22 protein-coding genes are annotated in these 22,205 nt (G+C 69.1%); 10 read left to right on the top strand and 12 right to left on the bottom strand.

All coding sequences use genetic code 11. From position 1 onward, the window contains the following. Positions 1–92 precede the first annotated feature (92 nt). On the bottom strand, positions 93–974 hold the full coding sequence (gene ypfJ, locus ACPTTC_RS22815; RefSeq protein WP_423394016.1) for a KPN_02809 family neutral zinc metallopeptidase: 882 nt from the start codon (positions 972–974) through the stop codon (positions 93–95). 415 nt (positions 975–1,389) lie between these two features. Here ypfJ and ACPTTC_RS22810 point away from each other — a divergent pair, with 415 nt between their 5' ends. The 5 genes from ACPTTC_RS22810 (at position 1,390) to ACPTTC_RS22790 (ending at position 6,368) form a co-directional block, all read left to right on the top strand. Beyond that, positions 1,390–2,181, top strand: a complete 792-nt coding sequence (locus tag ACPTTC_RS22810) for an SDR family NAD(P)-dependent oxidoreductase (protein WP_423394015.1) — start codon at positions 1,390–1,392, stop codon at positions 2,179–2,181. Positions 2,182–2,378: 197 nt separating this feature from the next. Beyond that, a complete protein-coding gene (locus ACPTTC_RS22805; RefSeq protein ID WP_423394014.1) occupies positions 2,379–3,425 on the top strand; it encodes a LysR family transcriptional regulator in 1,047 nt (348 codons plus the stop codon). Positions 3,426–3,526: 101 nt separating this feature from the next. Beyond that, entirely contained in the window at positions 3,527–4,219 is a 693-nt protein-coding gene (locus ACPTTC_RS22800) for a hypothetical protein (RefSeq protein ID WP_423394013.1), read from the top strand. A gap of 78 nt (positions 4,220–4,297) precedes the next feature. After that, complete coding sequence (locus tag ACPTTC_RS22795) at positions 4,298–5,617, top strand: MFS transporter (protein WP_423394012.1); 1,320 nt, start codon at positions 4,298–4,300, stop codon at positions 5,615–5,617. Positions 5,618–5,666: 49 nt separating this feature from the next. After that, on the top strand, positions 5,667–6,368 hold the full coding sequence (locus tag ACPTTC_RS22790; protein WP_423394011.1) for a DUF2848 domain-containing protein: 702 nt from the start codon (positions 5,667–5,669) through the stop codon (positions 6,366–6,368). A 408-nt stretch (positions 6,369–6,776) separates the two neighbouring features. On the opposite strand, the gene ACPTTC_RS22785 is transcribed toward ACPTTC_RS22790, so the two are convergent. Next, entirely contained in the window at positions 6,777–8,168 is a 1,392-nt protein-coding gene (locus ACPTTC_RS22785; protein WP_423394010.1) for an RtcB family protein, read from the bottom strand. Between the two features lie 131 nt (positions 8,169–8,299). Further along, the gene (locus ACPTTC_RS22780; protein ID WP_423394009.1) at positions 8,300–9,283 is read right to left on the bottom strand and encodes an NAD-dependent epimerase/dehydratase family protein; all 984 of its coding nucleotides are present in this window, start codon (positions 9,281–9,283) and stop codon (positions 8,300–8,302) included. A gap of 97 nt (positions 9,284–9,380) precedes the next feature. Between ACPTTC_RS22780 and ACPTTC_RS22775 the strand changes: the two genes are divergently transcribed. Next, on the top strand, positions 9,381–10,283 hold the full coding sequence (locus ACPTTC_RS22775; RefSeq protein ID WP_423394008.1) for a LysR family transcriptional regulator: 903 nt from the start codon (positions 9,381–9,383) through the stop codon (positions 10,281–10,283). A 51-nt stretch (positions 10,284–10,334) separates the two neighbouring features. Here the strand turns inward: ACPTTC_RS22775 and ACPTTC_RS22770 are convergent, their stop codons facing one another. Together ACPTTC_RS22770 and ACPTTC_RS22765 are read right to left on the bottom strand one after the other, a co-directional pair. Beyond that, positions 10,335–10,655, bottom strand: a complete 321-nt coding sequence (locus ACPTTC_RS22770; protein WP_423394007.1) for a DUF7660 family protein — start codon at positions 10,653–10,655, stop codon at positions 10,335–10,337. A gap of 57 nt (positions 10,656–10,712) precedes the next feature. Further along, on the bottom strand, positions 10,713–11,585 hold the full coding sequence (locus ACPTTC_RS22765) for a LysR family transcriptional regulator (RefSeq protein WP_423394006.1): 873 nt from the start codon (positions 11,583–11,585) through the stop codon (positions 10,713–10,715). Between the two features lie 169 nt (positions 11,586–11,754). Here ACPTTC_RS22765 and ACPTTC_RS22760 point away from each other — a divergent pair, with 169 nt between their 5' ends. Next, entirely contained in the window at positions 11,755–13,215 is a 1,461-nt protein-coding gene (locus ACPTTC_RS22760; RefSeq protein WP_423394005.1) for an MFS transporter, read from the top strand. A 75-nt stretch (positions 13,216–13,290) separates the two neighbouring features. On the opposite strand, the gene ACPTTC_RS22755 is transcribed toward ACPTTC_RS22760, so the two are convergent. After that, a complete protein-coding gene (locus tag ACPTTC_RS22755) occupies positions 13,291–13,488 on the bottom strand; it encodes an oxidoreductase-like domain-containing protein (protein WP_423394004.1) in 198 nt (65 codons plus the stop codon). A gap of 212 nt (positions 13,489–13,700) precedes the next feature. Beyond that, complete coding sequence (locus tag ACPTTC_RS22750; protein WP_423394003.1) at positions 13,701–14,123, bottom strand: hypothetical protein; 423 nt, start codon at positions 14,121–14,123, stop codon at positions 13,701–13,703. 94 nt (positions 14,124–14,217) lie between these two features. Between ACPTTC_RS22750 and ACPTTC_RS22745 the strand changes: the two genes are divergently transcribed. Next, positions 14,218–14,640: a RidA family protein gene (locus ACPTTC_RS22745; protein WP_423394002.1), complete on the top strand. Its 423-nt coding sequence runs from the start codon at positions 14,218–14,220 to the stop codon at positions 14,638–14,640. Positions 14,641–14,719: 79 nt separating this feature from the next. Here ACPTTC_RS22745 and creD read toward each other — a convergent pair whose 3' ends face one another. The 5 genes from creD to ACPTTC_RS22720 all read right to left on the bottom strand — a co-directional run bounded on the left by creD (position 14,720) and on the right by ACPTTC_RS22720 (position 20,189). After that, on the bottom strand, positions 14,720–16,105 hold the full coding sequence (creD, locus tag ACPTTC_RS22740) for a cell envelope integrity protein CreD (protein WP_423394001.1): 1,386 nt from the start codon (positions 16,103–16,105) through the stop codon (positions 14,720–14,722). A gap of 104 nt (positions 16,106–16,209) precedes the next feature. Continuing rightward, entirely contained in the window at positions 16,210–17,661 is a 1,452-nt protein-coding gene (gene creC, locus ACPTTC_RS22735) for a two-component system sensor histidine kinase CreC (RefSeq protein ID WP_423394000.1), read from the bottom strand. Positions 17,662–17,676: 15 nt separating this feature from the next. After that, complete coding sequence (gene creB, locus ACPTTC_RS22730; protein ID WP_423393999.1) at positions 17,677–18,381, bottom strand: two-component system response regulator CreB; 705 nt, start codon at positions 18,379–18,381, stop codon at positions 17,677–17,679. A gap of 79 nt (positions 18,382–18,460) precedes the next feature. Then, positions 18,461–19,174 carry an SDR family NAD(P)-dependent oxidoreductase gene (locus tag ACPTTC_RS22725; RefSeq protein ID WP_423393998.1) on the bottom strand — a complete coding sequence of 238 codons (714 nt, stop codon included), beginning with the start codon at positions 19,172–19,174 and terminating at the stop codon, positions 18,461–18,463. A gap of 106 nt (positions 19,175–19,280) precedes the next feature. Next, positions 19,281–20,189: a sterol desaturase family protein gene (locus ACPTTC_RS22720; protein WP_423393997.1), complete on the bottom strand. Its 909-nt coding sequence runs from the start codon at positions 20,187–20,189 to the stop codon at positions 19,281–19,283. A gap of 507 nt (positions 20,190–20,696) precedes the next feature. Here ACPTTC_RS22720 and ACPTTC_RS22715 point away from each other — a divergent pair. Both ACPTTC_RS22715 and ACPTTC_RS22710 read left to right on the top strand, forming a co-directional pair. Beyond that, the gene (locus ACPTTC_RS22715) at positions 20,697–21,767 is read left to right on the top strand and encodes a hypothetical protein (protein ID WP_423393996.1); all 1,071 of its coding nucleotides are present in this window, start codon (positions 20,697–20,699) and stop codon (positions 21,765–21,767) included. 103 nt (positions 21,768–21,870) lie between these two features. Further along, the gene (locus ACPTTC_RS22710) at positions 21,871–22,167 is read left to right on the top strand and encodes an EF-hand domain-containing protein (RefSeq protein WP_423395700.1); all 297 of its coding nucleotides are present in this window, start codon (positions 21,871–21,873) and stop codon (positions 22,165–22,167) included. Positions 22,168–22,205 lie beyond the last annotated feature (38 nt).

Raw genomic sequence — 22,205 nt, 5'->3', positions numbered from 1 at the left:
GCCGGTGAGCACAAATCGGCAAATCGTCCCGGCCCGGCCGGCATCGCGGGTTCGGCCGGGACGATGCGGGCGCGCGACGGGGCGCGCCGCTTTCAGCGCGCGTTCGCGGCGAACGTGTCGCAGGCGCTCAGCTCGCCCGATTCCATCCCGCGCCGCAGCCAGTACACGCGCTGGTCGCTGGTGCCGTGCGTGAAGCTTTCCGGCACGACATAGCCCTGCCCTTGCTGCTGCAGCCGATCGTCGCCGATCGCGGCGGCCGCCTTCAGCCCCTGCTCGAAATCGCCGGGTTCCATCAGCCGCTGGTTCGCACGCTGCGCGTTGTTCGCCCACACGCCGGCGAAGCAGTCGGCCTGCAGTTCCATCCGCACCGACAGCGCGTTCGAGTGCGCCTGGCTCGCCCGACGGCGGGCGGCGTCGACCTTGTCGGAAATGCCGAGCAGGTTCTGCACGTGATGGCCGACTTCGTGCGCGATCACGTAAGCCTGCGCGAAATCGCCGCCCGCGCCGAAACGCTTGCGCAGTTCGTCGTAGAAACCGAGATCGATATACACCTTGCGGTCGCCCGGGCAGTAGAACGGCCCCATCGCGGTCTGGCCCGTGCCGCATGCGGTCGGCGTCGAGTTCGTGAACATCACGAGCGTCGGCGGCTGGTACTGCGCATGCAGCTGGGTATTGAACACGCCCGTCCATGTGCGCTCGATATTGCCGAGCACCTTGCGCGTGAACACCGCACTCGGTTCGTTCACCGCGGCACCCTGCCGCTGGCCCGGCGCGGGCTGCGCCTGCTGCTGGCGGCCCTGCAGCGCCGATGCGCCTTCGAGTATCACGCGCGGGTCGATCCCGAAAAAATATGACGCGGCGAACGCGACCACGATCGTACCGATGCCGATCGTCGCGCCACGCCCGCCGCCGAACCCGCCGGCGCCGCGGCGATCCTCGACGTTCGTGCTTTCCCTTTCGTCGTCCAGCCTCATTGCCGGCCCTCCCTGTTCTTGTCGATGGTCCGGCGCGCGAGCGCGCAACCGGGCAATAAGCTGTCGTGGCGCGATCCTCGGCCGATGCAACGCGCGCGTGGGGTGCGCGCTCATGCCGGGACCGCCGGCCTGCCGCTCCGCTCGCACGACGGAATCGGCCGGCCGATGCGCCGCAGCGCCGCAGCGCCGCTGCGTCGCTGCGCGGCCCGCCCGCGCTATTCTGCCGGGCTTTCGTGACTTATCGCAAAAATGTGGAGGATAGAGCGATTCGGCGCCGGACATCGTCAGCCTTTGCAAAATGGCCCGCTGCCGTCCCGGCCGTCCGGATGCCGCTCCCGTTCATCCTTTCGGCTGATACCGGCGCTCGCCGGCGCCGCCTAAAGTGACCGGAAACGACACCTTTCCGGAGCCCGACATGACACACCCGCAACCCCGCACGATCGCGATCACCGGCGCGGGCACCGGTATCGGCGCCGCGTGCGCGCGCCGCTTCGCCCGCCGCGGCGACCGCGTCGTGCTGATCGGCCGGCGTCGGGCGCCGCTCGATGCGCTGGCCGCCGAAACAGGCGGCCTCGCGCTGGCCGGCGACGCCGCGAGCACCGCCGACTGGGCCCGCTTCCTGCCGCGGATCGCCGAACGCTTCGGCCGCGTCGACTCACTCGTTGCATGCGCGGGCGGCCACGGGCTCGGCCGCGCGGACGAAACCGACGACGCGCAGTGGCGCGACGCGATGCACGCGAACCTCGACACCGCGTTCGTCAGCGCGCGCGCGTGCCTGCCCGACCTGATCGCGCAGCGCGGCAGCATCGTGCTGGTCGCGTCGATCGCCGCGCTCGCGGCCGGGCCCGGCGTGTGCGGCTATACGGTCGGCAAGCACGCGCTGCTCGGGCTCGCCCGGTCGCTTGCGCGCGACTACGGGCCGCACGGCGTGCGGGCGAATGCGGTATGCCCCGGCTGGGTCCGCACGCCGATGGCCGATGCGGAGATGGCGCCGCTGATGTCGGCGCACGGCGACACGCTCGACGGCGCGTATGCACGCGTCAGCGCCGACGTGCCGCTGCGGCGCGCGGCCGACCCGGACGAGATCGCGGCCGTGTGCGCGTTCCTCGCGTCGCCGGACGCATCGTTCGTGACCGGCGCGACGCTCGTCGCCGACGGCGGCGCAATGGTCGTCGACGTGCCGACGCTCGCGTTCGACAAGCTTTGATGCGCACGGGTGCGCCGCTCGCGTGACACGCGCGTCGCGGGCGGCGTTGCGTGCACGTGCCGCCCTCCACTGCCGGCCCCGCCCCCGCCCCCGCCGCACGTGCACCGCGCCGCCCGCTCGCTTCCCGCCGCCGAAAATCCGCTACCATCGACCGATCCCGCCGCCCCGTCCGGCACCGCCTCACTGTTCGAACGTCGATGAACATCCGGTTTCTTGAAACCTTCGTCTGGCTCGCGAAGCTGGAAAACTTCCGGCTCACGGCCGAAAAACTGCACACGACGCAGGCCGCCGTGTCGAGCCGCATCGCGTCGCTCGAGGAAGCGTTCGACGTGCGACTGTTCGATCGCAACACGCGCTCGGCCACGCTCACGCCCGCCGGGCGCCGCATGCTCGCGTACGCGGAGCGGATCGTGCGGCTCGACGGCGAAATGCGCCGCGACATCGATGCGGCGAGCGACGCGGGCCTGATCCGGATCGGCGTGATCGAATCGATCGTGCACAGCTGGTTCCCGGCGCTGATGGCGCAACTGCGCGAGCGCTATCCGCGCCTCGACGTCGAGATCACGAGCGACACGACGCTGCACCTGATCCGCCTGCTCAGCACCGACGGCGTCGACCTGATCCTGCAGACCGACCCGGTGCCGGGCCCCGATTTCACGAACCTGCCGCTGTGCGAATTCCCGGTACGCTGGGCGGCCAGCCCGCGCCTCGGGCTCGGCGGGCAGCCGCTCGACGCCGCGCGCCTGGCGGCATTCCCGATCATCAGCTTTTCGCGCCACTCGGGGCCGCACGCAACGATCGAGCGGCTGTTCGCGGCCGTCGAGCGGCCGGCCAGCATCAACTGCATCACGTCGGTCGCCGCGATGATCCGCCTCGTCGCCGACGGCTTCGGCGTGGCCGCGCTGCCGCCCGCGATCATCGGGCGCGAATTGCACGAAGGTACGCTCGAACTGCTCGACGTCGAACCCGACTTCCCCGCGCTGCCGCTCGTCGCGACCTACCGCAGCCAGGGCCTGCCGGTCGCCGCGCGCATCGCGGAACTGGCCAGCGAAGTCGCGCGCGCGATGTCGGCCGCCGCGCATCACGCAAAGTCGGTGGCGCCGGCCTCGCCCGATCGCACGGACAAACCGCCCGCCCGCGCCGCGACGCACACAAAAGCCGGCACGCCGGCGAAAACGAAGCGCACGACGCCATCCGCACCGCCCGCCACGCCCCCCGCGAAACGCCGCCCGCGCCGCTCATAAGAAAACCTGTTCACCGCGAATTTGTTTTCTTGTTGGACGGGCGCGGCCCGTCTTCGGGACACTGAGGTTCCTGACATCCCCCCGTCACGAGGAACCCCGCGATGACCCGCCTTTCCCTTCCGCACGGCCAGCTTTGCGTCTGGACGGATATCGACCCCGCATACGAAGCCGATTTCAACGCGTGGTACGACCGCGAGCACATGCAGGAACGTGTCGCGATCCCCGGCTTCACGCATGCGCGGCGCTTTCGCGCGACCGATCGCGGCCCACGCCAATACCTCGCGCTGTACGTGACGGACGCGCTCGACGTGTTCCATGGCGACGCATACCGGCGCGCGTTCACGCAGCAGACCGCATGGTCGCTCGCGAACTTCGAGCGCATGACGGGCACGCAACGACGCGTCGGAGAACTGACGATCGAGGCCGGTGACGGCGAAGGCGCGCATCTTGCGCTGTTCGTGTTGCCACCGGATCGCATCGATGTGCCGACGCTGCGCGAGCGCTTCGACGGCATCCTGCACGAACCGGGCATCCATGCCGCACGGCTCTTTTGCACCGCGCCCGAGCTGTCCGCGCCGATCGGCGCCGACGCGGCCGCGCGCCCGGCCGCCGATGCGCTCGTGCTGATCGAGGGCAGCGATGCGGCCGCGACGCGCCGCGTGGCCGCCTCGCTCGCCGGGCACGACGACGTGCGCACCTTCGACCTGCTGTGGCGCGCCGCCGCACCGCGGCATGCGGCACGCGGCGACGCCGAAACCGAGCCCGCTGCTGCTGCCGCCGCCCTGCCCGCCTGATCGCCCGCGCCGGCCGCACCGCAGGCGCGATGCACGCCAGCGAATCGGCCCGGCACTTGACCCCGTTCCCGCCACGACATGCCCGACACCATGAACACTCTCGCCCAGCCCGCCGCCCACGCGCCCCACCGCGTCCGCAACAGCCGACTCGCGACCGCGAGCATGATCGGCACGTCGCTCGAGTGGTACGACTTCACGATCTACAACACGCTCGCGGCACTCGTCTTCAATCACCTGTTCTTCCCGTCGGTCGATCCGCTGGCCGGCACGATCCTCGCGTTCTCGACCTATGCGGTCGGCTACGTATCGCGACCGCTCGGCGGTTTCGTGTTCGGCAATCTCGGCGACCGCATCGGCCGCCGCGCGGTGCTGATGCTCACGCTCGTGCTGATGGGCGTGACGACCGCGCTGATGGGCGCGCTGCCGACCTATGCGCAAGCCGGCATCCTGAGCCCGATCCTGCTCGTCGCGCTGCGCTTCGTGCAGGGCGTCGCGCTCGGCGGCGAATGGGCGGGCGCGGTGCTGCTGTCGGTCGAGCACGGCGACCAGAAGCGGCGCGGGCTGTCCGCGTCGTGGACGCAGATCGGCCCGTCGTTCGGCACGCTGCTCGGCACCGGCTGCATCGCGCTCGTGACGCTGTCGACCACATCGGGCGATTTCCTGTCGTGGGGCTGGCGCGTGCCGTTCGCGGCCAGCGCGCTGCTCGTCGTGTTCGGGTTCTGGCTGCGGCGCGGCGTCGATGAAACGCCGCAGTTCGAGCAACTCGCCGAATCGCACGCGACCGCCGAGGTGCCCGTCGCCGACGTGTTGAAGTTCCACTGGAAGCGCCTGCTGATCGCGGGCGGATCGCGGATCGGCTCGGACGTGCTGTATGCGCTGATCGTCGTGTTCACGCTCACCTACGTGACGACCGTGCTGCACCTGTCGCGCCCCGTCGCACTGACGGCCGTGATGATCGGCACGGCCTGCAACGCGCTCGCGGTGCCGTTCTTCGGCGCGCTGTCGGACCGCTTCGGCCGCCGGCCCGTGTATCTCGCCGGCGCGCTCGCCGGCATCGTGTGGGCGTTCGCGTTCTTCGCGCTGCTCGATTCGGCGCGCCCCGTCGCGATCGTCGCGGCCGTCGCGATCGGCCTCGTGATCCACGCGGTGATGTACGGCCCGCAGGGCGCGTTCGTGACCGAACAGTTCCCGACCCGCGTGCGCTATGCGGGCTCGTCGCTCGCGTACACGCTCGCCGGCATCGTCGGCGGCGGCTTCGCGCCGCTCGTGATCGCCACGCTGTTCCGGCAGACAGGCACGACGACGGCCGTATCGCTGTACGTGGCCGCCGCGCTCGTCGTCACGTCGGCCGCACTCCTCGTCGCACGCGAAACCGCACACGAGCCGCTCGCTGATTGAGCGTCGCCGCCAGCCGCTTCATTCCTTCGCACTTCAAACGGATACCCGCATGCCAACCCTGTCGTTCAACGTGATTTCCCGGCAACGCGCGCCGGCCACCGTCGACGTCGAGATCGAGCGCGTCGTGATCGCCGGCTGGGCCGGCCGCGATCCGGCCGCGATCCAGGCACATATCGACGAACTCGCGGCGCTCGGCGTTGCACCGCCGTCGACCACGCCCTGCTTCTATCGCGTGTCGGCCGCGCTGCTCACGCAGGCGCCGTCGATCGGCGTACTGGGTGCGCGCTCGGGCGGCGAAATCGAATGCGTGCTGGTCGACAGCCCGGCCGGCACGCTCGTGACCGTCGGCTCCGATCATACGGATCGCGAGGTCGAGGCCTACGGCGTTGCCGTGTCGAAGCAGGTATGCGCGAAGCCGCTCGGCCACGACGCGTGGCTTTACGCGGACGTCGCGAATCATTGGGATGCGATCGAGATGCGTTCGTGGCTGATCTCGCGCGATGGCGAGCGGTCGGCCTACCAGCACGGCACGGTGAGTGGCCTGCTGGCGCCCGAGGTGCTGTGGCAGCGCTTCGACGGCCGCCGCACGGTGCCCGCGCGCGGCGCGATGTATGGCGGCACGGTGGCGGTGCATGGCGCAATCGCGGCGATGGGCGACGGTGATGCGTTCGAGATGGAACTGCACGATCCGGTGCTCGGGCGCAGCCTTCGGCACCGCTATGCAGTGGAGGTGTTGCCGGTCGTGGCGTAACGAAGCACGAGGCGCGGAACACGGGTGCGACAGCGTTCTGTCGCCGCCCATGCCGCTGCTAGTAGGGCTGAAAACAGTGATAGTCCGGAAAGTCGAACTGCGAGTTGCCGCAATACAGGACGCCAACCAGGTTGGTACACCCGCTCAATGCGAACATCATGGCGCCCGCAACCGACACTTTCCATCCGAAATGCAGCATTGCGCCCCCGTTTTCGCTATTTCGACGTTGACCGCCATGATGCTCATCGGACGCGCCCCGGTATGTGGAAAATTGTTGCGCCGCGAGTGCGTCGGTTCGCCGTGACGCCTTCCCGTGCCCGGGCGCAGCCCGAGGCACGGCTAGACGAACGGTGTATCGCCGGCCCTGGCGCAAGCGACAGCGGCGGCCACGGAGCACGCCGCCGCCCGTCACGCCTTGAACGTGATCCATGGCTTCAGCCGGACCGCGCTGCGAATGAGGCCGGCCTGCTCCTGCGCATCGATCACGGGCCCGATCGGCTTGTAGGCTTCCGGCGCTTCCTCGATGCGGCGCTCGTCGCGCAGCGTGACGCAGCGCCACGTGCCCGGCGCCTGCTCCGTGCGCATCCGCCGCACCGCCTGGCGGCGCACGCTGCGACCGGCACCGTGGCTGCATGACCACAACCAGTCGGGATGGCCGAGCCCGGTCGCGAGAAACGACGCATCGCCCATCGATCCGGGAATCAGCGCGAGGTCGCCGTCGCGAGCGGGTGTCGCCCCCTTGCGATGGATGTTCATCCCGTGTTCGCGCAGCACGACGTTGTGCGGCACGTCGACCACGAGGGCCGAGCGGGTCTCGCCGGTGAGTTCCGCGAGTTCCTTGCGCACCATCTCGGCAAGCACGACACGGTTGAGCCACGCATAGCGCGCGGCTGTGCCCATCGCGACGAGGTATTCGCGTGCCAGCTCGCCGGAAAGGCCGTACAGGCCGCTTTCCGGATGCCTGACGCCTGCCGGCCACGCCGCGCGCGCCCGGTCCATCCAGCGCCGCCCGACGTAGAAACCGACATCGCGCGAACCGCTGTGGATCATCACGACGACATCGTCCTTCGCGAGTCCCGCACGGTAGGCCGCATGCCGATCGAACACCGCGTCGACCACCTGCAGTTCGACGAAATGATTGCCCGACCCGGGTGTGCCGAGGCAAGGATCGCGGAATACCTCGCGCGACCCGACGTGGGCATCCGGCGCATATTTCGCGCTGCCGTCGAACCGGTCGAGACCGATGCACGACGCCAGCTCGTCGATCAGCCGGTCGCGGTCGACGTGCTGCCAGAGCCCCTGCGGCGTGACGCGATCGACGAATGCCGCCGGGCCCGCATCGAACAGCGCGCGAAATGCGTCGCTGGCGACGGGCACGTCGCGCCGATCCGCGAGAATCGCGCGCGTCAGCCGCTCGACGAGCGCCGTCTCGTACGGCGCGAGCGCCGACCGCTTGAGGCCCGTGGTGACGAGACGCATCCCGCAATTGATATCGGTGCCGATCGCGGCGGGAATCACGAATGCGTCGTCGGTCGCGACGATCGAGCCGACGGGCGCGACGCCGCCCGGATGAAAATCGGGCGTCGCGCACGCCTTGCACACACCCTGATGGCCATCCGGCGAACGGACTGCCGCGAACGCGAGCAACTGCCGAACGGCCTTCTCCTCGAGCGGGAGCGAATCGGGCAACAGGACGGACGCCTGCGTCAGTTCATTGCGCAGGTGATAGATGCCGGCGTGATAGTCGACATGGATGCCTTGCCGTTGCAAGGCCTTTTTTAAGCGAGGAAAAGTAGACATCGCTGCTGAAAATGAAAAAGGTACGACGCGACCTCCGGCCTTGCGGCGGTCGTGGGTACCTTCCTGCAGCAGCGTCGAGGAAGGGAGCGCGGATCATAGCAGAACGCGATTGCGTTCGCGACCGCCGTTGCTCACTTGAGACACCCGAGCCCCGCCAGCGTCGCCTCCACCGCCGTGTCGAGCGGCGTCACCGGCTCACGGCCGAGCACCGCGGTCACCCGCGTGTTGTCGAGCCGGATCGGCTCGCGCCACAGGTAGCGCATTTCGAGCAATTCGCGCAGCGTCGTGACGAACGGCGCCGCGGCCCACACGAACCACCACGGGAACTTGCGTACCGTCGGGCGCAGCCCGTGCCGCTGCGCGACGCGCCGTACGGCCTCCGCCATCTGCGTGCCGTCCGCATCCCAATGTCCGCCGAGGTGAAAGCGCGCGAACGGTTCCAGCGTGTCGCGCCGCTCGATCAGCTCGACCATCGCGCGCGCGGCATCCGGCACATACGACCATTGATGCCCGATGCCGTCCCGCCCCGGCACGCTGATGGCCGCAACCGGCTGCCCGGCCTTGACGAACCCCGCCGCAAACCAGCTGTTGCCGGTGAGCTTCGGCCCGAAGAAATCGCCGGCGCGCACGATGATCGTGCGAACGCCCTGCGCGGCCGCATCCTGAAGCCGGCGCTCCAGTTCGACGCGGATCGCGCCCTTGCGCGTCGACGGATGCTGCGGCGCATCTTCGTACAGCACCGGAAACGCATCGGCGCCGTAGTTGTAAATCGTGCCCGGCAGCACGACGGTCGCCCGCTCCGCCTTCGCCGCCGCGATCGTGTTGTCGATCATCGGCAGCACCTGCCCGGCCCAGTTCCGGTAGCCCGGCGGATTCACCGAATGCACGATCACGCTGCAGCCGCGCGCGGCCCGGACGACCGCGTCGCGGTCCATCGCGTCGCCGCGCATCCATGCGATGCCGTCGCGCTCCACGACCTCGGCGTCGAGCCCGCGCTTGAGCGCACGCACCTGCCAGCCCGCATCGCGCAACTGCCGCGCGACTTCCCCGCCAATCCCGCCGCTCGCGCCGAGCACGAGTGCCTGTCGTTGCGTCCCGCCTGCGTGGGTCGTCATTGCGCTCTCCTTGAATGAACCGTGATGACCCACATTCTGGCGCGCCTTCTGCTATCAAGGAATTGCCTAACCTGATAGATCAGCTATACATTTATGTATGACCACCGATCTGAACTGGGAGCGCTACCGCACCTTCCTCGCCGTGCTGACGGAAGGCTCGCTGTCCGGCGCGGCGCGCGCACTCGGCATCACGCAGCCGACCGCCGGCCGCCATGTCGCGGCGCTCGAGGCCGCGTTCGGTCAGACGCTGTTCACGCGCTCACCGTCCGGCCTGCTGCCGACCGAGGCGGCGCTCGCGCTGCGCGGTCATGCAGAGGCGCTGCGTAGCGCGGCGGCCGCGTTCGAACGCGCGGCGGCGAGCCACGGCGCCGGCGTGCGCGGCATCGTGCGGATCTCGGCCAGCGACGTCATCGCCGTCGAAGTGCTGCCGCCGATTCTCGCGCAATTGCGGCGCGACCATCCGGGGCTCGTCATCGAACTGGTGCCGACCGACCGCATCCAGGACGTGCTGAACCGCGAGGCCGACATCGCGGTGCGGATGGCGCCGCCCGCGCAGGAGGCGCTCGTCGCGCGGCGCGTCGGCGCGATCGAAGTCGGGATGTATGCGCGCGACGACTACCTGGCGCGCAACGGGACGCCCGAGACGGTCGACGAACTCGCGCATCACGTGCTGATCGGCTTCGATACGATCACGCCGTTCATCCGTTCGGCGAGCCGCAGCATGCCGCAGTGGAAGCGGGATGCGTTCTCGCTACGCACCGACAGCAACCTCGCGCAGCTCGCGATGATCCGCGCCGGCTACGGGATCGGCTTCTGCCAGAGCGGGCTCGCGAAACGCGACGCGCGGCTCGTGCGCGTGCTGGCGGACAGGCTCGCGATGCAGTTGGAAACCTGGGTCGTGATGCACGAGGACCAGCGGTCGAGCCCGCGCTGCCGCGCGGTGTTCGACGCGCTGGCCGACGGGCTGCGTGCGTATGTGAATGGCGAAATCGTCGAATAGACGGTTCGGGGCGGCGGACACGAACGAAGCGAATGCATCGCCCGAGCGGCGCTATTCGTAGATTTTCCCGGCAAAGAGGATGTCCGCCATGCGCCGCCACGGATTGTCCGGCATGGCGTAAAAACGCAGCCCTTCCTCCGACGCTTCGGCCCAGTCGACCATCGCTTCCAGGTACTCGCCGATCGAGCGGTTTTCCCAGCCGAGCGCGGCACGCGCGTACGGCGACGGCGGCAGGTCGGCCTCGAGCTGCCGCTCCTTGTTCCAGTCGTGGCCGAGCACACGCAGGAAATGAATCAGCGAGCGTTCGTCGACCACGCGCTCCAGCGCATCCTGCAGCTTCGCGGCCATCTGGCGTTGCAGTTCGTCGTTCATTTTTGTCTCCTGGCGCGCCTCTCAGTTACGCGCTGCCGCATGTCGTGCGGCGCGGTTTTACATCAGCAATTGCCGCGACAGCACCTCGCGCGCCTGCGTGACGGTTTCGCGTTCGCCCGGCATCGGCGGCGTCAGCGAAAACACCGCGTCGGGCAGCGGCGGCAGACGAAATTTCGCGCCGAGCCGCATCATGCCCTCGCCGATCGCCGACGCGCACAGGCAGCCCACCCCGAGCCCCGCCGCCAGCATCGACTGCAGCCCGGCCACCCCCGACGCGCTGTGCACGAGCCGGTACGGCATGTGCTGCTCGTCGAGCGAGCGCACCGCGACCTGATGCATCATGCAGTCGTCCGGCAACAGCACGAGCGGCAGCGGCTCGGGCAACTGCTCGGCGAGCGCCGGCGACGCGACCCACGACAGCGGCTCGCGCCGCAGCACCCAGCGCGTATCGGCCGACGCCGGTCGGAACGGCCCGCTCGACAGGTTCATCACCACGCCTAGATCGACTTGCCCGCGCGCATGCGCCGCCTCGATATCCGCGCTCTTCATCGCGCTGACGTGCAGGCTCAGCTGCGGGTAGCACTCCCGCAGCCGCGCGAGCAGGCCCGCGACTTCGTTGGTCCGGTAGTAATCGGTGATCGCGACGCGCAGCTCGCCCTTGATCGCCTGCCCGCGCACTTCGTCGAACGCGGCCTCGTTCAGCGCGACGATGCGCCGCGCATGCTGCAGCAGCCGCGAACCGGCGGGCGTCGGCTCGACCCCGCGCTTGCTGCGCACGAACAGCGGCACGCCGGCGCGCGATTCGAGCTTGCGCACCTGCTCGCTGACCGTCGACTGCGACAGGTGCAGCAACGGCGCGGCGGCCGTCAGGCTGCCGGCGTCCGCGACCGCTGCGAAAGTACGCAACTGATCCAGGTCGAAACCGCGCATCGTCATTCTCCAACCATCGAGTTACCCGATGGATGCTACCACCAATTCCCGCTTTTCCGATTCGTCGACACCCACCAGAATGGGGGTCGATCGCCCGTCCACGGCCGAACCGGCGCGCCCGGCGTCGCGTCCGTCTGAACGTGGCACTCATTCTTTCGGATCTGCTTCCATGACGAACGACACCCTTGCTCCCTGCGTGCCGGCCGGCACGGCCGCCGCGGCGACGCCGCGCAGCCACCACGGCTGGGCGCTGGTGGTCCTGCTGGTTGGCGCGATTTTGCCGCCGCTCGACTACTTCATTGTGAATCTCGCGCTGCCGGCCATCCGTGACGGCATCGGCGCGCGCCCGGCCGAGCTGCAGCTGGTCGTGTCGGCGTACGCGTGCGCGAACGCAGTCGTGCAGATCACCGGCGGCCGGCTCGGCGACCTGTACGGCCGCAAGCGGATGTTCATGATCGGGATGGCCGGCTTCGTCGTCGCGTCGACGCTGTGCGGGCTCGCCGGCAGCGGCGTGGTGCTGGTTGGCGGCCGCGTGCTGCAGGGCCTGTTCGCCGCGATCCTCGCGCCGCAGGTGCTCGCGACGATCCGCAGCGTGTTCAGCCCGCAGGAGCAGGTGCGCGTGATGGGTTTCTATGGTTTCGTGTTCGGCCTTGCGGCCGTGATCGGCCAGCTCGGCGGCGGCGCGTTGATCAGCCTGCATCCGTTCGGGCTCGGCTGGCGCGCGATCTTCCTCGTCAACCTGCCGATCGGCATCCTGGCGCTGATCGGCAGCTGGCGCTTCATCCCGGAAAGCCGGCCGCCGAAAGGCCAGCGCATCGACGTGCCGGGCATGGCGCTGCTGTCGCTGCTCCTGCTGATGCTCGTCTACCCGCTCACGCACGGGCGCGAGGCCGGCTGGCCGCTGTGGATGGTCGCGTGCCTCGCCGGCGCGCCGCCCATGCTCGGCGCGTTGCTGGCGCTCGAGGCGCGCCGTCTCGCGGGCGGACACGATCCGCTGCTCGACGTGCGCCTGTTGCGCAACCCGGTCGTCGCGCTCGGGCTCGTGCTGGCGTTCCTGTTCTATACGCTGAGCGCGTTCTTCCTGAGCTACGGGATCTACCTGCAGGGCTGCCTGAACTGGTCGCCGCTCGCGTCGGGGCTCGCGATCCTGCCGCTCGGGCTCGGCTTCCTGTCGAGCCCGCTGCTGATGCCGCGCCTCGTCGGCCGGTTCGGCGGCTATCGCGTGCTCACGCTCGGTTTCGCGATGCTCGCGGCCGGCGTCGCGACGGCCGCCACGCTTGCGGGCGCCGCCGCGCCGGGCCCCGGGTTCTACGCGGGAATCGCGGCGATCGGGATCGGCCAGGGCCTCGTGCTGCCGTCGGTCGTGCGGATCGTGCTCGCGGAAGTCGACACGGCGCGCGCGGGCGTCGCATCCGGCATGGTCACCGCGATGCTGCAGATCGGCGCAGCCGTCGGCGCGGCCACGCTCGGCGGCGTGTTCTTCGCCCGGCTCGGTGCGCATCCGGCCGCGCTCGATTATGTGGAGGGCTTCAGGACGTCGATGTTCGCGCTGACGGCCGTGCTGCTCGGGTGCGTCGCGTTGTCGGCCATGCTCGGGCCGCTGCATCGGCGGCTGCATGCAGCAACGTAAGCGCGACGGGAATCGTCGCGACGGCAGGATCTGACGCGGAAACGGTGCGGCTGCGGCCGCTCGCCGGCATCCGGCTTACGCGTGATGCTTGCGTTGCGCCTGACGCGCCTCCCATTCGGCCAGCTCGACGCGATAGCGCGCGAGTGCTTCGTCGTAGAGATCGAAGACGCAAGGCGAGCAGCCGCTGTTGCAGCAGTCTTCCAGTTCGGGTTGGATGGGCGGGGTCGGACGGGGATCGTCGACGGACGGATCCGAAGAGGCGGTGTCGGGCACGGCGAAAATCGAATGAAGAGACGGGTTCAGTATAAGCGGATGCTGCACGGCATGCGTGGCGCACGGGCCATTCCATGCTGCGTCATATCCCCAGTATCGTCACCTGGTCGTGACGAATCCGGACCTCGCGCGTCCATGCGTCGATTCCGGCGATCACCTCGGCAAGCTCGGCGTAGCTCGCGTCCAGACGGTCGACGAAAGCCTGCCGCGAATCACGGAACACAGAACACAAAGCCGAGCCGGTCGAGTGCCGTCATTCGCTGCGCGGCGTCGCCGAGCAGTCTGCGCGTGTCGTCCAGCTCGCCGACGATCCGAAGCCAGTCCGGCATACCGATGCCGTTGAACGCGTCATGACCGTACTGCGGGATCTGTCGCGCGATCGCCGCTTCGAGCAGGCCGAAGACGTCCTCCCTGAAAAACAGCGATCCTTCATTCCAGCACTTGCGCGCATACGGCCCGCCCATGAGTTCGATGTAGGTGGTGCCCTCGATTTCCGCGAGATCCTTGATGATCCGGATATCGTCCATGGGGTGTCGTCGTTGCCGCCGTCGCGTCGCTGACGCGTCGCCGGGCGTTGATCCATAATGGCGCGATTGTCGGCGAACCCGGCGACGCTGTCGATGTCCCGCTTTCATTGCGTTTCCGGCAGGCGCTCGGCCCGGATCCATCGCGACGCCCGCTGCCCACCCTGCCGCCGCATCCGCCTCATCGCCCCACAGGAGCCGCACGATGGCTGAAGCCGTGAATCCGCCGGAAGTCTGGGCGCCGTTCGGCGCGTTCTCGATGGCCGTGATTCAGGGCGATGGCCGGATCGCGCATCTGAAGGGGCAAGTGGCGCTCGACCGCGACGGCCAGGTGATCGGCCACGGCGACATGCGCACGCAGGTGCGGCAGTCGCTCGACAACCTCCGCGCCGTGCTCGACGCGATCGGCGGACAGATGCAGGACGTGATCTCGCTCGTTCACTACGCGACCGACATCGATGCCTTCATGCAGGCAGGCGACATCCGCAGGACGTACTTCGCCGCGCCCTATCCCGTGACGACGACCGTCCAGGTCGAGCGTCTCTACCATCCCGACCTGCTGATCGAGATCGCCGCCGTTGCCGAGATTCCGCTGGCGCGGTTTCGCCGGCCTGCATCGCGTGCGTGAATCGGCGGCGCGATATCGCGCCGCATGACGCGCCGGTCGTGACGTTCCCGGCCGGCGCGCCTGCTCGCCACCCGCGCGCTTACTTCGCCTGCGCGCCCGGCTTCACGGCACCCGCCTTGTCGCCCAGCGGCTGCCACGCGGCACCGAGCGAATACCAGTCGACGCGGCGCGTGAGCGTCATGATGCCGGCAAGAATCGCGAACAGCAGCAACGAACCGAGCATCAGCGCGTTGTCTTCCGACAGCAGCAGCCCGTAGAGCGCCGCATACAGCACCGCGAGCAGCACTGCGAACACCGCGCCGCGCTTCACGCTGTGCAGCACGAACGACAGGTAGAACGCGAGCAACCCGATGCATGCGCCGCTCGCCACGAGATACGCATAAGCAAACTTGATGTGTTCGGACAGGCTCAGCAGCAGCAGGAAGAACAGCGCGAGCGACAGGCCGACCAGCGCGTACTGGATCGGGTGAATGCGCAGCCGCTTCACGAGTTCGTACATGAAGAAGCTCGCGAACGTGAGCATCACGAACAGCGCACCGTACTTCGTCGCTCGCTCGGCCTGCAGATACACGTTCACGGGTTCGATCACCGACACCGACGCCATTTCGATCGCCCCTGTCCCGTCGCCGGAGGCGATCTGCTCGCGCGCCTTCGTGTTGAACGACGTCACGCGCCAGTTGCCGGTGAAGCCGCGCGCATCGACCGTGCGGTTGTTCGGCAGGAACGCGCCGTCGAAACTCGGATGCGGCCACGTCGATTTCAGCGAGAAATCGTTCTGGTCGCCCACCGGCGCGAACGCGACGGAATCCGCGCCGCGCAGCGGCAAGTCGATGCTGAACGGCACGGCCGCCCCCGCGCTTGCGTCCGCCAGTGCCGCCAGATCGACGTTCGCGTGCACACCCTGGCGCAGGCCGTCCAGCCGCGTGCCCTGCTCGACGTCGAAGCGCGCGCCGCCGATGCGCAGGTCGGGTTGCGCGGTCAGCCCGCGAATGTCGCCGATGCCGATCGAAACATAAGCGTCGTCGACCTTGAAGCTCACATGGCCGTCGGCTTGCGGCAGCTTCTTCAGGTCCGGCAACGGCAGCGTGCCGGTCAACCGGCTCGCCAGCTCGTACACCAGCGCCTTGTGGATGCCGCGATAGCGGACGCTGGTCGTCAGTGTGCCGTCGACGTTCAGCGTCTTCGGAAACACGAGCAGGCGCTTCGTCTCGCTTCGCAGGCTCGTCTTGGCCGCGCCGCCGGCCGGCGAATCGTCGCGCACGCGCGTGACTTCCGTGTAGTGCACGACGAGCACGGGGCCCGCCACCGTCTGCGGCCCCGCATAGCTCGACCAGATGCTCTGCAGCGCATCCCTGCGATACGTGGCGCGTTCCTGCACGATGCTTTGCACCATCTGCAGGGGAATCAGGATCAGCAGCGCGAGAAACGCGGTGATCGCGAATTTGAACAACAGGACTCGATTCATGGCCGACGGGTACCGGAGTAAAAGGGTACGGTCAGCATGAGCGGCCCCGGTGAAGGGCGATTGAAGCCGGTGTGAAGCGAATGTGTGGCGAACGTGAAGCGCGCTCAGCCCGGCGACGGCAGCGTGAGCGTCGCGCACGCGCCGCCTTCGTCGCGGTTCGCGAGCGCGACCTGGCCACGGTGCAGCATCGCGACTTCGCGGACGAAACACAGCCCGAGGCCCGTGCTGCGATCCTGTCCGTCGGGGCGCGGCAGCGAATAGAAGCGCTCGAACACGCGCGCCAGCGCGTAGTCGGGCACGCCGGGGCCGTCGTCGGCCACGCGCACGACGGCGACCTGCGCCCTGCCCGCCGGCCGCCGTTCGAGCGCGATGCGGATCGTGCTGCCCCGCGGCGCAAAATCCAGCGCGTTGTCGAGCAGGTTGACGAGCGCCTGGCGCAGCAGGAACGGATCGCCCTCGACAACCGCCGGGGCGGCCGCGTCGTGCGCGTCGATCGCCAGGTTCACGCCGCGCTGCCGCGCGCGCGGCTCGAGATCGTCGACGAGCTGTTCGAGCACCGGCCGCAGCGCGACCGGCTCACGCACCGACAGGCGCTGCTTCTGCTCGACTTCGGCCAGCGCGAGCAGCTTGCGGATCATCTGTTCGAGGCGGCCGGCCTGGCGGCGGATGTTCTCGGTGAAGCGCCGGCGGTTCGCGACCGGCATCTCTTCCTGCAGCAGTTCGGCCGCGCCGCTGATCGCCGCCAGCGGGCTCTTCATCTCGTGCGTGAGCGTATGGATGTAGGTCTCGACGTACTGCCGGTCCTCCAGCCGCTGATGCATGCTTTCCACCGCGCGCCCGAGCTCGGCCAGTTCGCTCGCGCCCTGCAGCGGCATGTCGGCCCGCTCGCCCGCCGCGATCGCGCGTGCATAGCGCTGCAGGCGCCGCAGCCCGACCACCAGCCACCACGTGCAAGCCACGCCGATCAGGATCGCGCCGCCCATCAGCAGCGCGCCGTACAGCATGATCTTGCGCTGGCTGCGCGCGATGAACGGCGCGACCGTCTGGTTCGGCTTCGCGATCGTCAGCACGCCGATGATCTCGTTGCCGCGCCGGATCGGCGCCGCCACGTGCATCACGGTGCTGCTGTCGTCGTTCGGATCGCTGCGCGTGCTGCGCGCGCCGTACTCGCCGCGCAACGTCCGGTACACGTCGTTCCAGCGCGAATAGTCCTGCCCGACCGCCTTTCCGGACGAGTCGTAGCGCACGATGCCGTGCGCATCGGTGATGTAGAGACGGTAGCCGATCGCGTTCTTCTGCACGCCCCACACGTTCGCGCTGACCGGGCGTTCGTGCAGCTTCGAGAGCTGCCGCGCGAACGCGCCGTCGGCGATGTGGCCGTTCGCCATGTCGTCGGCGGCCAACGTCGCGAGCACCTGCGCGGTATCGACGAGCGTGTCCTCCATCGCCTCGCGCACGCCCGGCTTCACTTCCTGCACGAACACACGCAGCGTGATCAGCGCGGCCAGGCCGACGATCAGGAAAAAGCCGAAGAAGATGCGCAGGCCGATATGCATGGGCGGTGCCGGTCGTTACGGTTGCAGCGAATAACCCATCCCGCGATGCGTGCGGATCGGGTCGCGCTCGGGGTCGATCGCGCGCAGCTTCGCGCGCAACGTCTTGATGTGCGTGTCGACCGTGCGGTCGGCCGAATCGAATGCCTCGTGCCACACGAGGTCCATCAACTGTTCGCGCGAATAGATGCGCCCCGGATGGCGGATCAGCAGCGCCAGCAGCCCGAATTCGTAGCGCGTGAGGTCGAGTGCGTGGCCGAGCCACGACACGCGCGCGCCGTCGGTATCGAGTGTGAAACCCGGTGCGATGGCCGCAGCCGGCGCGGGTACGGGTGTCGCTTCGGGTGCGGCCGTCCGGTAGAAACGCCGCAGGATCACGCGCACCCGTGCCGCCAGCTCGCGCGGCGAAAACGGCTTGACCACGTAATCGTCGGCACCGATTTCGAGCCCGACGATCCGGTCGATTTCATCGTGCCGTGCAGTGAGGAAAATCACCGGCACGTCGGAGAACGTGCGCAGCCGCCGGCACACCTCGAAGCCGCTGAGATCCGGCAAGCCGACGTCGAGCACCACGAGATCGAAGCGCGTGTCGCGCAGGTGGTCGAGCGCCGCCTGCCCGAGCGTGCAATGGACGGTCTGCATGCCGTCGGTGCCGAGGGCGTAGATGATCGTGTCCGCGATCGCCACTTCATCTTCGACGATCAGGATATTGGGCTGATGCATGGTCTCAGGCTGGGCTCGCGCGTTTCCGGTGCGACATTGTACGCACGACCGACCGCGGCGCGAGCCCCTGCGCGTCGCGCTACGCCACGCGGCCCGTCACCGGAATCGACGCGCCGGTGATCGCCTGCGCGTCGGCCGACAGCAGGAACCCGATCGTCGCCGCGATCTGTTCCGGCCGGACCCAGCGCGTGAAATCCGCGTCCGGCATGTCCGCGCGGTTCGGCGGCGTATCGATGATGCTCGGCAGGATCGCGTTCACCGTCACGCCGCGGTCGAGCAGTTCGGCCGCCAGCGCCTCGGTGAGCCGCGCGACGCCGGCCTTCGCGGCCGCGTACGCGCCCATCCCCGCGCCGGCCTTGAACGCCGCGCCCGCGCCGATGTTGACGATGCGCCCGGACGGGTTCGCCAGCAGGTGCGGCAGCGCGGCCTTCGATGCGTTCAGCGCGGTCTTCACGTTCAGTTCGTACATGCGGTCCCACGTGGCGGCGTCGCCGTCGGCGATCGTCTGCCACACGAACGCGCCCGCGATGTTCAGCAGCGCATCGACCCGGCCGAATTCGCGCTGCACGGTATCGAGCGCCTGCGCGGCGGCCTGCGGATCGACGAGATCGATGCCGCCGATGCGCAGCGCATCGGCCGGCACGCCGGGCAGCGCCTGCGCCGCCGGGGCCGCGCCGCGGCCGATCAGCGCGACGCGTGCGCCGCGCTCGCCGAGCCACGCGGCCGTCGCGACGCCCAGATGGCCGAATCCGCCGGTGATCGCGACTGCCTTGCCTTTGAAATCGTGTTCCATCGATGTTTTCTCCTGGATCGAGGGTTGCTTGATGATGCGGGTTGCATGGGTCATGCCGGCCATGGCTTGCGTGCGAGACCGGCAATGCGCCACAGCGTAGCGCCGTTCACGCATCCGTGCGCACGGCGACGAGGCTGCGGCGGCGCAGTTCCTCCGTCGTTTCGCCCTGGTTGTCCGGGCGCCAGCCCGGCGGCAGCATCACGAAGCGGAGCGCGGTCCACGCGTCTCGGGCCGTGGCGATGTCGCGGGCCAGGCTCGCCCAGTGCTCGAGCTCGACGACGAACGGATTGCGCGAGCGGGTCGGTGTGACGAGACCGAAACGGCACGGTTCGTCGGCGCGTTCGGCGACATAAGTGCCGAACAGCCGGTCGAACACGACCAGCACGCCGCCGTAGTTCGCATCGAGATAGTCGAGGTTCGACGCGTGGTGCACGCGGTGCGCGGACGGCGTGTTGAACACGTATTCGAGCCAGCCGAGCTTCGGCATCCACGTGTTGTGCAGCCAGAACTGGTACATCAGGTTGAACGACAGGATCGCGAGCACGGCTTCCGGACGCACGCCGAGCCACACGAGCGGCGTGAAGAACATCGCGGCGCCGGCGATCTTGCCGGTCCAGCCGAGGCGAAATGCGGACGACAGCGTCAACTGGTTCGGCGAATGATGCACCGCATGGGTCGACCAGAAGAACCGCACGCGGTGCGACGCACGGTGATACCAGTAGTAGCAGAACTCCTGGCCGACGAACACGAGCAGCGCGAGCGCTGCGCTGTGGAGCGGGATCGTGAAGAGCCGGTGCGCCCACGCGAGGTCGAACAGGGGCGTGGCGAGCGACAGCGGCACCAGCGCGAGCAGCTTGCGGCCCGCGAGATCGGCGAGCGACAGCCACACCTCGTTCCAGTCGAACGGTTCGGGCCCGCGGGCGCGGCGCCAGGTGAGCACGGCCGCCTCGACGAGCGAGACGGCGACGATGAAGAGCGTGACGTAGTACGCGAGCTTTCCTGTAGTGGTGAGCATGATGGGCCTTTCCTTCGGTTGAGTCGGACGCGTCATCGGCTGCACGGGCTGCCGTCGCGTCGAATGGAACGCACTGTAGTGGGCGCGGTACGGAAAGGCCACGCGGGAAATATGTCGCCGTATGTCGCGGGGAAGGCGTCAAGTGGCGCGTGGCGGGCGCGGGCGCTTGCGGGCTGGCGCCGGGCCGGTTGGTGGCTGCGCGTGAGTGTGTCCGGCGGGAAATATGTCGCCGTATGTCGCCGCGACATACGTTCGCGCCGCGCACGACACGTTCGGCCCCCGCGCCACGGCACCGGCCCTCACGCGGCTGGATCGCCAACAGCCTTGCCCGGCGCGGCATGTCCGCGATCCGCGTGGCCGAGTTGCACATTCGTCGTACCTCGAAACAGCACGACACGTGTAACACCGCGACATCTTTTATGACGCGACGGGCGCGGGTCATCGCCTCTAAAGTTCGTCCCGTCGCCACGCCGCTGCGTGCCCCGAAACGAACCGCAAGGACACCCGATGAAAACCCGCTTCCTCGTCACCACCGCCGCCCTCGCCCTCGCCTGCGCACCGGCCTTCGCCGGCTGGACCGGCCACGGCACCGCGTACACGCCGCGCGGCACCTACAACGGCGCGCATGCCGGCTCGTGCGGCGGCGGCAGCTGCTCGCATGCGGGTGGCGTGATCGGCCCCGGCGGCGGTATCGCGACCAACACGGGCACCGTCACGCGCACCGCACCCGGCCAGTTCTCGAACAGCGGCACGGCCGTCGGCCCGAACGGACGCTCGGTCGAACACAGCGGCGACACGAGCTGCGCGGACGGCACCTGCTCGCACACCGGATCGCTGACGGGCTCGGACGGCCGCAGCGCAACGACGTCGGGCAATGTGACGCGCAACGGCCCGGGCCAGTACTCGTCGAGCGGCACGATCACGGGTTCGAACGGCAACACGGCCAGCCATACCGCATCGACGAATTGCTCAGGCTCGACCTGCTCGCGCTCGGGCACCGTGACGGGCACCGACGGCGGAACCGTCACGCATTCCGGCAGCGCGACGCGCGTGGCGCCGGGTGTCGTGACGACGTCGGGCGGCTCCACGGTCGTACACGGCGGCACGGTCTCGACCGGCGGCACAACGGTGATCCACGGCAGCACGACGGCAGGCGGCGCGGTCGTCGTCGCCGGCGGGACGGTGCCGGTGCCCGTCCCGATGCCGGTGTCCGTCGTGACGCCTCCGCCGGCCGCGGTGGTCGTGACGACCCCGCCACCCGTCGCAACGGTCGCTGTCGCGGCACCGGCGCCTGCACCGGCCGCAGTCGTGGTTACGCCCCCGCCCGCCGCCGTCGTCGTCGCGCCGCCTCCGAAGGTCGTACGTGTTGCGCCGCCGAAGGCTGTCGTCGTGACGCCCGCGCCGCGCGTCGTCTACGTCGCACCGCCGCCGCCGAAGGTCCTGTACCTCGCGCCGCCGCTGCCGCGCGCCGTCTACGTCGCCCCGCGCGCCGTGTATGTCGCTCACCCGCCGCGAGCCGTCATCTGGGTGCCCGCCCACTGGGCTGGCCGCGTGTGGGTGCCTGCGCACTGGGCGTAAGCCGGCGCCCCTTTACTTTGCTTCGTTTCGTTTTCCATCCGTTTCATCAACCACCCGGCCGGCGCAGACCGCTGGCCATGCAAGGAGAAACCCCATGAAGTCCATCAAGAAGCTGATTGCCGTCGTCGTTTTGTGTATCGTCACAGCAGCAGCGTCGGCCCAGCAGGTGCCGCCCGGCGCGGCAAACGGCGCGGCACGCGTCGAACGTGCGCTGATGCAGTTGCAGACCCGCTTCGCCAGCGCGAACACGACGCACGACGGCAAGCTCACCCGCGAGCAGGCCGCCGCGGGCATGCCGATGGTCGCGCAGCATTTCGACGAAATCGACACGCAGCACAACGGCTACGTCACGCTCGAGCAGCTCGCGGGTTTCATGCGCCAGCGCATGGCGGCCCGTTGAACCCGCACGACAGTCCGGCCGAGCACGCACCGGGAGGC

Origin of the sequence: Burkholderia mycopellens, from assembly GCF_964265025.1 — a bacterium.
In the GTDB taxonomy this organism is placed as follows: domain Bacteria; phylum Pseudomonadota; class Gammaproteobacteria; order Burkholderiales; family Burkholderiaceae; genus Burkholderia.
The sequence above is the reverse complement of the archived record's forward strand: the minus strand, read 5'-3'. Positions and strand labels throughout refer to the sequence as shown.

Bases quoted from the DNA above. Each gene is read 5' to 3' on its own strand.
- ypfJ (WP_423394016.1), bottom strand. From the start codon at position 974: ATGAGGCTGGACGACGAAAGGGAAAGCACGAACGTCGAGGATCGCCGC.
- ACPTTC_RS22810 (WP_423394015.1), top strand. From the start codon at position 1,390: ATGACACACCCGCAACCCCGCACGATCGCGATCACCGGCGCGGGCACC.
- ACPTTC_RS22805 (WP_423394014.1), top strand. From the start codon at position 2,379: ATGAACATCCGGTTTCTTGAAACCTTCGTCTGGCTCGCGAAGCTGGAA.
- ACPTTC_RS22800 (WP_423394013.1), top strand. From the start codon at position 3,527: ATGACCCGCCTTTCCCTTCCGCACGGCCAGCTTTGCGTCTGGACGGAT.
- ACPTTC_RS22795 (WP_423394012.1), top strand. From the start codon at position 4,298: ATGCCCGACACCATGAACACTCTCGCCCAGCCCGCCGCCCACGCGCCC.
- ACPTTC_RS22790 (WP_423394011.1), top strand. From the start codon at position 5,667: ATGCCAACCCTGTCGTTCAACGTGATTTCCCGGCAACGCGCGCCGGCC.
- ACPTTC_RS22785 (WP_423394010.1), bottom strand. From the start codon at position 8,168: ATGTCTACTTTTCCTCGCTTAAAAAAGGCCTTGCAACGGCAAGGCATC.
- ACPTTC_RS22780 (WP_423394009.1), bottom strand. From the start codon at position 9,283: ATGACGACCCACGCAGGCGGGACGCAACGACAGGCACTCGTGCTCGGC.
- ACPTTC_RS22775 (WP_423394008.1), top strand. From the start codon at position 9,381: ATGACCACCGATCTGAACTGGGAGCGCTACCGCACCTTCCTCGCCGTG.
- ACPTTC_RS22770 (WP_423394007.1), bottom strand. From the start codon at position 10,655: ATGAACGACGAACTGCAACGCCAGATGGCCGCGAAGCTGCAGGATGCG.
- ACPTTC_RS22765 (WP_423394006.1), bottom strand. From the start codon at position 11,585: ATGCGCGGTTTCGACCTGGATCAGTTGCGTACTTTCGCAGCGGTCGCG.
- ACPTTC_RS22760 (WP_423394005.1), top strand. From the start codon at position 11,755: ATGACGAACGACACCCTTGCTCCCTGCGTGCCGGCCGGCACGGCCGCC.
- ACPTTC_RS22750 (WP_423394003.1), bottom strand. From the start codon at position 14,123: ATGAAAGCGGGACATCGACAGCGTCGCCGGGTTCGCCGACAATCGCGC.
- ACPTTC_RS22745 (WP_423394002.1), top strand. From the start codon at position 14,218: ATGGCTGAAGCCGTGAATCCGCCGGAAGTCTGGGCGCCGTTCGGCGCG.
- creD (WP_423394001.1), bottom strand. From the start codon at position 16,105: ATGAATCGAGTCCTGTTGTTCAAATTCGCGATCACCGCGTTTCTCGCG.
- creC (WP_423394000.1), bottom strand. From the start codon at position 17,661: ATGCATATCGGCCTGCGCATCTTCTTCGGCTTTTTCCTGATCGTCGGC.
- creB (WP_423393999.1), bottom strand. From the start codon at position 18,381: ATGCATCAGCCCAATATCCTGATCGTCGAAGATGAAGTGGCGATCGCG.
- ACPTTC_RS22725 (WP_423393998.1), bottom strand. From the start codon at position 19,174: ATGGAACACGATTTCAAAGGCAAGGCAGTCGCGATCACCGGCGGATTC.
- ACPTTC_RS22720 (WP_423393997.1), bottom strand. From the start codon at position 20,189: ATGCTCACCACTACAGGAAAGCTCGCGTACTACGTCACGCTCTTCATC.
- ACPTTC_RS22715 (WP_423393996.1), top strand. From the start codon at position 20,697: ATGAAAACCCGCTTCCTCGTCACCACCGCCGCCCTCGCCCTCGCCTGC.